This window comes from Coprococcus sp. AF21-14LB, assembly GCF_003458885.1.
GTDB lineage: Bacteria > Bacillota > Clostridia > Lachnospirales > Lachnospiraceae > UBA9414.
This window is the reverse complement of record NZ_QRVX01000070.1, coordinates 1-9,607: the sequence shown is the minus strand read 5'-3', so window position 1 is coordinate 9,607 and position 9,607 is coordinate 1. Positions and strand designations below refer to the sequence as shown.

General features: G+C 40.9%; 7 protein-coding genes, 1 rRNA gene and 2 pseudogenes. 1 reads left to right on the top strand and 9 read right to left on the bottom strand.

All coding sequences use genetic code 11. The features are described from left to right. From DWX73_RS12090 to DWX73_RS12060, 7 genes and pseudogenes are all read right to left on the bottom strand, one after another. A partial coding sequence (locus DWX73_RS12090; RefSeq protein ID WP_118348992.1) for a hypothetical protein occupies positions 1-418 on the bottom strand: 418 nt, incomplete at its 3' end. 172 nt (positions 419-590) lie between these two features. Next, the gene (locus DWX73_RS12085) at positions 591-2,447 is read right to left on the bottom strand and encodes an ABC transporter ATP-binding protein (protein ID WP_199413561.1); all 1,857 of its coding nucleotides are present in this window, start codon (positions 2,445-2,447) and stop codon (positions 591-593) included. Next, positions 2,447-4,632, bottom strand: a pseudogene (locus DWX73_RS12080) (ABC transporter ATP-binding protein). Before DWX73_RS12080 ends, DWX73_RS12085 begins: the two are co-directional and overlap by 1 nt. Then, positions 4,616-5,089 carry a MarR family winged helix-turn-helix transcriptional regulator gene (locus DWX73_RS12075; RefSeq protein WP_242996891.1) on the bottom strand — a complete coding sequence of 158 codons (474 nt, stop codon included), beginning with the start codon at positions 5,087-5,089 and terminating at the stop codon, positions 4,616-4,618. The pseudogene DWX73_RS12080 and the gene DWX73_RS12075 overlap by 17 nt, the downstream one beginning before the upstream one ends. Before the next feature lie 267 nt (positions 5,090-5,356). Further along, positions 5,357-5,554 (bottom strand): Arc family DNA-binding protein, encoded by a 198-nt coding sequence (locus DWX73_RS12070; RefSeq protein WP_118348991.1) that lies wholly within the window; start codon positions 5,552-5,554, stop codon positions 5,357-5,359. Between the two features lie 29 nt (positions 5,555-5,583). Further along, complete coding sequence (locus DWX73_RS12065; protein WP_118348990.1) at positions 5,584-6,579, bottom strand: SPFH domain-containing protein; 996 nt, start codon at positions 6,577-6,579, stop codon at positions 5,584-5,586. A 163-nt stretch (positions 6,580-6,742) separates the two neighbouring features. Next, the gene (locus tag DWX73_RS12060) at positions 6,743-7,279 is read right to left on the bottom strand and encodes a hypothetical protein (RefSeq protein ID WP_118348989.1); all 537 of its coding nucleotides are present in this window, start codon (positions 7,277-7,279) and stop codon (positions 6,743-6,745) included. A gap of 170 nt (positions 7,280-7,449) precedes the next feature. On the opposite strand from DWX73_RS12060, the pseudogene DWX73_RS12055 reads away from it, so the two are divergent. Beyond that, positions 7,450-8,267 (top strand): annotated as a pseudogene (locus tag DWX73_RS12055) (polysaccharide deacetylase family protein). Positions 8,268-8,380: 113 nt separating this feature from the next. Here the strand turns inward: DWX73_RS12055 and DWX73_RS12050 are convergent. Both DWX73_RS12050 and DWX73_RS12045 read right to left on the bottom strand, forming a co-directional pair. Beyond that, complete coding sequence (locus DWX73_RS12050) at positions 8,381-9,181, bottom strand: SDR family NAD(P)-dependent oxidoreductase (protein WP_118348988.1); 801 nt, start codon at positions 9,179-9,181, stop codon at positions 8,381-8,383. 326 nt (positions 9,182-9,507) lie between these two features. After that, positions 9,508-9,607, bottom strand: a 23S ribosomal RNA gene (locus tag DWX73_RS12045); the annotation flags it as partial.

Here is a 9,607-nt window from a genome sequence, read left to right as displayed (position 1 = left end):
AACTTTGTTCCGCTTCCTTCGATTCTCCCAGCTGTTTTTCTGTATCTTCCAGCTGATCCTTAGCATTCTCGGCCGCCTTGTCTGCATCTTCTTTTGCCTTAACAAATGCATCTTCTCCATCTTTCACTGCCTGCTTTGCAGCCTGATCTGCATCCTTTGCCGCTTGTTCTGCTTCTTTTCGTTCCGCCTCTGCCTTCTTGTATGCATTTTCAGCATTTTTTTCCTTCTCAGAAGCTTTCTGATTCGCTTCTTTTGCTTCTGAAAGCTGCTCTTTCGCTTCCTTTAGACTGGACGGCGTTTCCTTTGTCTGTGTTTCTCCCTGAATCTCAGCTGCGTATACCGGTGTTGCTGCAGAAGAAATCGCAACAGCAGCCACAGCCGCCATAGCAGTTGCATTCGTTATTATTCTCTTTTTCATATGACTCATCCTTTTCCACATTTTACGCAAACTTTCCATGAAATTTCAGCAAATTAACTATCTAGCTATAAATACTCCATGTTAATTTATACTTTACACTCAAAGGACTTAAATTGCAATATGCCTGCTATTTTCTTCCATTTATTATACATATTTGGTTCAAAGACCGGCCTTACGCCGTTGCCTGCTCAAACTGGGAGTTATAAAGCTCCGCATAGAAGCCTCCCTGCTTCAGTAATTCTTCGTGATTTCCCTGTTCTACAATATCTCCGTCTTTCATAACAAGGATCAGATCTGCATCCCGGATCGTAGAAAGGCGATGCGCGATCACAAAACTCGTCCTTCCTTTCATCAGATTATCCATCGCTTTCTGAATCCTCTCTTCTGTTCGCGTATCAACAGAGCTGGTCGCCTCATCAAGAATCAAAATCTTCGGATCTGCTAAGATTGCTCTCGCAATCGTCAACAGCTGCTTCTGCCCCTGAGATACATTCGTAGCTTCCTCATTCAGCTCCATATCATATCCACCCGGAAGTGTCTGAATAAATCTGTGTGCATAAGCCGCCTTTGCTGCCTCTTCGACTTCTTCATCTGTAGCATCCAATCTTCCATAGCGGATATTCTCCTTAATGCTGCCGTGGAAAAGCCATGTATCCTGGAGGACCATTCCAAACATCTGACGCAATTCACTTCGATTAAAATCTTTCAGATTATGTCCATCCACAAGAATTGCACCACTATTGACATCATAAAACCTCATCAGCAATTTAATCATCGTTGTCTTTCCTGCACCGGTCGGACCAACAATGGCAATTTTCTGCCCTTCTTTTACTTCAGCCGAAAAATCATTGATGATAATCTTATTCGGCTGATATCCAAAATGTACATGATCGAATGTGACATTTCCTTTCAGCCCTTCTACAGAAACCGGGTGTTCCACCGTCTGATCTTCTTCTGCCTCATTCAGAAATTCAAACACTCGCTCCGAAGCAGCTGCCGTTGACTGCAGCATATTCGCCACCTGAGCTACCTGTTGGATTGGCTGCGTAAAATTTCTCACATATTGAATAAAGGACTGAATATCTCCGACTTCGATTGTCTTCTTAATTGCCAGATATCCTCCCAGAATCGATACTGCCACATACCCAAGATTCCCTACGAACTGCATGATCGGCATCATCATTCCTGAGAAAAACTGAGATTTCCAGGCGCTTTCATAGAGAATATCATTATTTCTCGCAAATTCTTCTGTCACTTCTTTTTCTTTGTTGAATGCCTTTACAATCGTATGTCCACTATAAACTTCTTCTACCTGCCCGTTCACATGCCCCAGATATTCCTGCTGATCCCGGAAATATTTCTGAGAATGTTTTACAATCATTGATACTAAGATCATTGATACCGGAAGGATCAAAAGTGCAACTACCGTCATCAGCGGACTGATACTGAGCATCATCGCGAGTACACCGATCAGCATTGTAATAGATGTGATCAGCTGTGTCGCACTCTGATTCAGACTTTGGCTCAGTGTATCAACATCATTTGTGACTCGTGAAAGTACCTCTCCATGAGTTGTCATATCAAAGTAATTCATCGGCATTCTCTGAATCTTCTCAGAAATTTCTCTACGCATTTTATAGGAGAGTTTCTGTGTCACTCCCGTCATAAGATAGCCCTGAATCAGAGAAAATAATGCACTGACAAGATAAAGTCCCAACAAGAAAAGTAAAATCTGTCCAATCTTTGAAAAATCAATCCCGCTTCCTCCGGAAACTTTGCCGACAAGCCCGTTGAAGATTTCCGTCGTTGCTTTTCCGAGGATTTTCGGTCCAACAATATTAAATACCGTACTTCCAACAGCAAAGACAATTACAAAGAAAATTGCAAGTCGAAATTCTTTGATATATCCCATAAGATTTTTCATTGTTCCTTTAAAGTCTTTTGCTTTCTCTCCTGCCATCATTCCTCCATGGCCATGGCCGTGCCCCATACCGCCTCTTTTCGGAGTTCTATGTTCTGACTTGCCCATTATGCTTCCTCCTTTCCACTGTTCAGATCACGTTCCAGCTCTTTTTCGGAGAGCTGAGATGCCGCAATCTGGCGATACACCTCACAATGCTTCAGCAGTTCTTTATGCGTTCCGATTCCCGCAACATTTCCTTCATCCAGCACCACAATCTGTTCTGCATGAAGAATCGTGCTGATCCGCTGTGCCACAATCAATACGGTACTGTCTTTCGTATGTTTCTTTAGCTCTTTTCGCAGCGTCACGTCTGTTTTATAGTCAAGCGCCGAAAAACTGTCGTCAAAAATAAAGATATCCGGTTGTTTCGCAATTGCCCTCGCAATAGAAAGTCTCTGCTTCTGCCTCCGGATACATTTGCCCCGCCCTGAGCGATATGGCTGTCATACCCTTCTTTCTTTTGATCAATAAATTCTGCTGCCTGTGCAATCTCAGCCGCTGTCTGCATTTCTTCTGCACTGCCTTTTGGCCTTCCATACAAAATATTCGACTTAATTGTTCCCGAAAACAGCACTCCCTTCTGCGGTACATAACCGATTCGCTCGCGCAGATCATGCTGCGTGACATTTTTAATATCTTTTCCGTCAATCGTAATCCGTCCTTCAGTCACATCATAAAATCGCGGAATCAGATTGATCAGTGTAGATTTACCGCTTCCCGTACTTCCGATAAATGCTGTCGTTTCACCTGGTTTTGCCGTAAATGTAATATCGTGAAGCACGTCTTCTCCGGCTCCCGGATATCGGAACGATACATGATCAAATACAACTGTTCCCTTTGCATTTTCTCCAAATTTCTCCGGCTGTTTCGGATCTTGCACAAGTGTTTCGCTTGTCAGAATCTCATTTACCCTCGTTGCCGAAACTGCTGCCCGCGGAAGCATCACGGAGATCATACAGATCATTAAAAATGCCATAATAATCTGCATTGTATACTGAATAAACGCCATCATGTCTCCAACCTGCATTGCACCGCTGTCAATTCCATGAGCGCCCGTCCAGACGATCAGAACAGAAATTCCATTCATGATCAGCATCATAACCGGCATCATAAAGGTCATAGCGCGATTTACAAACAGTTGTGTCTTCATAAGATCACGGTTAGATTTATCAAAACGCTTCTCTTCATATTTTTCTGTACTAAATGCACGGATGACCGGAAGTCCCGTCAGGATTTCTCTTGTCACAAGATTCAGGCGATCTACAAGCGACTGCAGAACTTTGAATTTCGGCATTACAATTGTAAAGAGCAATATCACTACAATTAAAATCAATATCACTGCAACCGCAAGAATCCATGACATATCCACATTTGTCTGAAATACTTTGTATACACCGCCGATTCCAATAATCGGAGCATATAACACCATACGAAACAGCATGACCGTCAGCATCTGTATCTGCTGAATATCATTTGTACTTCGTGTAATGAGTGACGCTGTCGAGAACTTATCAAACTCTCCGCTGGAAAAGCTGACTACCTTCTGGAAAACCTGATTTCTCAGATCCCGACCGACTGCCGCCGCAACTTTTGATGCTAAGAATCCAACAACGATACTGGCTGTCATTCCTAAAAATGCCAGCGCAAGCATTTTCCCACCGGTCCGCAAAATATAACTGTTCTGCAGTTTTTCTGTGTCTACACCAAGATTTTCGTAGACTGTCTTCACATAAATGGTCGCTGCCTGTTCTGTCATTGTTTCCGGTATGTCTTTCATCTTTTCTTCTGCCTGAACCCGGATTTGTTCAACAGCTGCCTGCCGCTGCTCTTCCGGCATGGTTAAAAGCTGATCCAACATTCCTTTCGTATCTTCTTTCAGTGACATAGATTCTGCCAAAAGCATTGCATCGTTCATCTGCTCAGACAGCTTTTCCATCGCTTTCTCATCATCCAACACGGTATCCTTTAAAATATAGGCATCTGTCTTATACGTTGTATTGTCTTCCGCATAAGACTTCATTACCGTATTCTTTTCTTCTTCTGTTAAAAACAGACTTACTTTTTCCATATCTGTTTTACTGATCTGCTTCGGGATCGTTGTATCAATTCCCCCTTGTTGGATTCCCACATTCACAATGTCGGAAGTATATCCCGGAAGCGAGAGATCACAGTACGCCTGCGCCGCAAGAACAACAATAATCACAATCGCTGAAACAGTATAAGCCTTTAAATATTTAAGTAAATGTTTCATTTTTTACTGCCTCCAAATCTTTCTCATTTTCAAAAAAATTATCCCGAATCTGCATCAAAAGTCTTCGAAGCAGCAACACTTCTTCTCTGCTTAATCCCCGATACATGATCTGCTCCATTTCTTTCATCGTCTCACGGATTTTCTCCACACATGCAGTACCTTTCTCAGTATTTTGCAGTCGGAGCACTCTCTGATCTTCCTGATCCGGTGTTCGCACAATGTATCCTAACTTCTCCATTTTCTTCAATCCGGAAGTAATCGTCGGTGGTTTTACGCTTAACAAATCCGCCAGTTCCCGCTGGGAAATATTACTGTGCTCTTCCAGCACAAACAGGATCCCTGCCTGTCCTCGTTTTAAATCATATTTCTCCAGCAAGCGCTCTGCCCGATAAGTTGTCAGATGGAGAATCTGATAGACAAGCATCTGCACCGGAATATTTTCTCTTCGGCATCTCACATTTATTTCCTCCCTTCATTTCCTTTCTTTCTCTTATATCTATAAATCTATATTAGTTAGATATCTAACGATATATTATGCTTATCCTCCATATATGTCAAGAAAACAAACCCTTTTTTCACTATTTTCTAATAATTTTTTACAGTTTTTTAATTAAATATCTAACTATTTTATTCTTATGTAAACTGTCCTGTCGCTCTTACCGGGTCCTCACACAAAAATGGATCAGAAAGTTTCATTTCCTTCTGATCCATTTCCTGTAAACCTTTATGTAACGTCTTCTTCTTTCTTTCCGTGCTTCTTTCTATATTTCACACATTCTGTCAGAAGATATTCTATCTGCCCGTTAATCGAACGAAAATCATCTTCTGCCCACTGGGCAAGTTCATTCCAAAGCGCTGCATTCAATCGAAGTGGAACTTGTTTCTTAGCTTTTTCCTTAGCTTTCTTTTCTTCTGTTTCCATTGTCCGTTCCACCTTCTTTCATAATATTTCTAGTACAGCGAACCACTGTTTACAATCGGCTGTGCATCTTTATTTCCGCACAGAACAACAAGAAGGTTGCTTACCATTGCGGCTTTTCTCTCTTCGTCCAACTCTACTACTTCCTTTTCACTCAGACGTTCCAACGCCATCTCTACCATACCGACTGCGCCTTCCACAATCTTTTGTCTCGCATCGATGATTGCTGCTGCCTGCTGTCTCTGGAGCATTGCGGAAGCAATCTCCGGTGCATATGCAAGATGTGTGATTCTAACTTCCTGAATCTGGATTCCTGCTTCTTCTACCTTTTTCTGAAGCTCCTTACACATGATGTCTGCAATCTCCTGGCTGCTTCCGCGCAGTGACTTCTCATCTCCGCCGGCACTTGTATCATACGGATAGCAGCGTGCTGTATTCCGAATAATCGCATCGCACTGAATAGACAGATAATTCTTATAATTCTCCACATTGATCATCGCTTTCGTCGGATCAATTACTTTCCAGATTACAACTGCACCAATCTCCACCGGATTGCCGAGTTCATCATTTACTTTCTGTTTCTCATTATTTAATGTCATCGTCTTTAGTGAAACCTTCTTATCACTGATTCCCCACTCTGACTTTCCTGAAGAACCTTTTGCCGTCATAACCGGCATTCCATTCCTTGTACTTGGATTAATCGCAGTGCAAAATGGATTTACCCAAAAGAATCCTTCTTTTTTAATTGTACCATAATATTTACCAAAAAGGGCAAATACGATTGCTTCATTTGGATTAAGAATTTTTAATCCTGCCATCGCAATTACAGCTCCTGTAAAAACAATCGCACCAATCATTTCACTAACTGCAAGAACTGCATTACCAATCGTTCCTCTTCCATAGAGAATTCCGCCTCCGACCATAATCACTATCGCTATTACCATAACAAGAATCCATATGCTCAGCATTACCATTCCGCTCTTCGGATGCAGTAACTTCTCCTCTACTCTTTTTTCTTCCCCTTTCATATCAGGCACCTCCTCACAATAGATATTTATATGATATTATTTTGATATCATCATAATACCTCCACATTTAATGTTTGTCAAGATTCCCGAAAAAAAATATTACAAAAAAAACACTGCTTTATAGAATCTTTCTACAAAACAATGTTTCTTTTCATGTCACTTTCTATGGCTCTTTCCAGGTCACTCTTACTCTGCAGTCTTCCCGCATAGCACAACGCTCCAACGAAAGTTCTATTCCCTGCTTCTTGAAACAGCGACAAATCATCTCAAAAATGCCAATGACCTGATTCTCGTATATCATATTTTCTTTATAAGCCTCATAATATTTGCGGTTAGTAAACCAGACAGCACGAGGATAACTCTTCTTAATATTCCAGGCACGGATTTTTTTATGACCGAGAAATTCAAACTCATTTGAACTCCCGCTGGTAGATCCGTTATCCAAACGCTCCGGAATTTTCTTTAGTTCTTCTTCTGCCTCTGCAATCGTATCATAGATCATCTTTGTTTCCTCTTTGGTCATTTTAAAAATTTCCATAGAGTTAATCTGTTCACAAAATTTATAGGTACAGTATTTTAGATTTCCATTTCCATACAGACAGACAGAAAATCCGCCTTCATCACCGTCCATCCCCATAATCGGTCCCGTCTGATAGGAAAATACAATCATATCTTTATTTAACGCTTCGAATGCAATCATCTTGATACCCCTTATGTCTATTTTTCCCTGTTTTATTATAGTATATTTTCCTTGCAAAATCAGCCAGATTCTGTAACTTTCTAAAAATTTTTTCCCTCTTCTTTTTTCTCATCACGCATACTTTCTCTGTTGTTTCATATATTTAAAATAACACATCTTTCGGAGTGATTATGAACATCAAATCTTATGCAAAACAGTGTGCAAAATATTTCCTACTGCTTACCGCTTCTTTTCTTGCCGGAGAATTTACTGCCTACTGTATAGACTGTTTTTCCCCGGAAACTGTTGAAACCTCTGCATCCGGTAACTGGGGACTTGGTTTTCCTGAGGAAGGTCAGCTTCCTACCGCAAATGCAACGATAGAAGAGCTGAAAGCCTATGACGCATATTTTGCAGAAGCCACCACCGAAAAAAAGCTGTACCTGACATTCGACTGCGGCTACGAAAACGGGAATACGAAGCCTATCCTCGAAGCACTCAAAAAACACAATGCTCCCGCTGCTTTTTTCTGCGTAGGAAACTTTGTCAAAGAACAGCCTGATCTCATCCGGCAAATCGTTCGTGAAGGGCACACAGTAGGAAATCATACATACACCCATCCGGATATGTCTAAAATTTCTACAAAAGAGCGTTTTCAAGAGGAATTAGAAAAAGTAGAAACGCTCTATGAACAAATTACCGGAGAGCCTATGACAAAATATTACCGACCTCCCCAGGGAATCTACAGTACTCAAAATCTCGAAATGGCAAAAGCTCTTGGATATAAAACCTTTTTTTGGAGCCTTGCTATGTGGACTGGTACCAGGATCAGCAGCCGACAAAAGAAGAAGCTTTTGCTAAACTGCTTCCCCGCATTCATCCGGGCGCTGTTGTCTTGCTTCACAACACTTCTTCTACCAACGGTCAGATTCTTGATGAACTTTTGACAAAATGGGAAGAAATGGGTTACTCATTTCATTCGTTAGATGAACTTTGTACAAATTCTTAACCGGTTCTACAAAACCACCAAAAAAAAGGCAGTATAGAAGTCCGTTATTCTCACTCTTCTATACTGTCTTTCATTATTTTATCGCATATAACACTCCAGATGCTCTGATATTCTTATGGTCTTAGTCCCATACCGCCTTCCAGCGTAATTGTTTCTCCACTCATGTACTTGAAGTCCGGAGAAGCAAGCTGTACACAAACACGTCCAATCTCTTTTTCTGTATCGCCGTAATGTCCTGCCGGCGGCATTTTTACATTTGCTTTAAATGCATCCGGATATGTTTTTTCAAAATTCTCAAGCTGTGCAGTCCATGCAAGCGGGCAGATGATATTTACATTAATTCCGTCTTTCCCCCACTCTGTTGCCGCAACTCTTGTTAATCCACGAACACCTTCCTTTGCTGCTGCATATGCACACTGTCCATAATTTCCAAATAATCCGGCTCCTGAAGCAAAGTTAATCACAGTTCCTTTTGTTTCTTTCAAATATGGATAGCAGGCTTTCATATAATAAAATGTAGCATACAGACCTGAATATACCGCAAGATCAAACTGTTCTGTCGTATGATCTTCTAATGTAACGCCGGAAGCAGATGCCTGTGCATTATTAATTAATACATCGATTCTTCCAAAAGCTTCTACTGCCTCTTTCACTACATTCTGTACAACTGCTTCATTATCAGCTCCGGCACTGACATCGGCCTGCACTGGTAAAACTTTCACACCATATAATTTCTCTAATTCTTCTTTTGCTTCTTCTAATTTCTTCACATTTCTGCCAGTAATCACAAGGTTTGCACCTTCTTTTGCATATGCTGTTGCAATCCCATACCCGATTGATCCACAGCGTCCATCACTTAAAACAGATCTGCCGCCCCCTGTAATAATTGCTGTCTTTCCTGTTAAAAATCCCATAACAATTCTCCTTTCAACTTACCGACACAAAGCAAACTCGCTTCATAAAAATATGCTAATAGTGTAACAAGTTAGATACTAAAGTTCAACATTTTCACTAAATTCTTTCTGGAATTTTTAGAAATAGCATAAAATATATCTAAAATCTAATTATAATTTTGCACAGATATACGCAAATTACTCAATTAATCTCAAAATGATAAATAAAAAATTCTATACATGTAAAAAACACCATATATCAATGATATACGGTGTCTTCTCTCTATACCTTCAAAACCACATACAAGAAATCTCATCCTTCGTTCACTTTCCTATCCTTACCTCACTTGGTTATGCCCTCGACCGATTAGTAACAGTCAGCTACATGTGTTACCACACTTCCACCTCTGTCCTATCTACCTCGTCGTCTTCAAGGGGTCTTACAAC